This is a genomic window from Scytonema hofmannii PCC 7110, assembly GCF_000346485.2.
GTDB classification, from domain to species: domain Bacteria; phylum Cyanobacteriota; class Cyanobacteriia; order Cyanobacteriales; family Nostocaceae; genus Scytonema; species Scytonema hofmannii.
Map to the genome: position 1 here is coordinate 8,213,016 of NZ_KQ976354.1, position 809 is coordinate 8,213,824.

Annotated in this window: 1 pseudogene; it reads left to right on the forward strand. The window is 30.8% G+C overall.

The window, feature by feature from the left end:
* Positions 1-809 (forward strand): annotated as a pseudogene (locus WA1_RS34730) (ISL3 family transposase); the annotation flags it as partial.

The window sequence follows — 809 nt, forward strand, 5'->3', positions numbered from 1 at the left end:
TTGGAGAAAAACCAGTTTTTTTAGAAATAAACTTTTATACAATTCAAATGTGAGGTGTGTAAAAAACCTTTTAGTGAAGAATTAGATTTCGTAAGCCGAAAAAGGACATATACAAAAAGATTAGCTCAAAAAATAATACAAGACGTTTTAGAAAACGATATTCACAGTGTTGCATCCAAAGGAATTGTGACGACAGAAGAAATAGAAAGAATGTTAAAAGATGCATCTACAGGATTATCTTCATCAAAACATGACGGATTAAAAAGACTGGGAATTGACGAAATAGCTTTGGTGAAAGGTCATGGAAATTACTGTGCAGTCTTAACAGATTTGGATACATCTAAACCAATTACAATTTTACATGGGCGCACACAAGAAGTCATAAGAGAAATCTTAATTGAATGGGGGAATGATGTTTTAGATAAAATAGAAGAAGTGAGTATAGATTTATGGCAAGGTTATAAAAGTTTAGTGAAAGAATTAATGCCTCATGCACAAGTAGTGGCTGACAGATTTCATGTAATGGTACAGATAAACAAGGAACTAGATACACAAAGAAAGAGAGAAAAAAGTCAAATAGAATCAGTTATAAAAAAAGCGGAATCTCCTCAAGATAAAGCAGACAGTGAAAAAATTTTACAAGGACTTACAAAAAGTAAATATATTTTACTTAAGAATGAAGAAGATCTAAATCAAGTCCAACAAGAGAAATTAATTGAAGTCAAACAAGTTTCTCCTAGTCTAAAAATCATGCATGAATTAAAAGAGGAAATTCGACAAATTTTTGAAACAATAAGTAATTGGGAAGC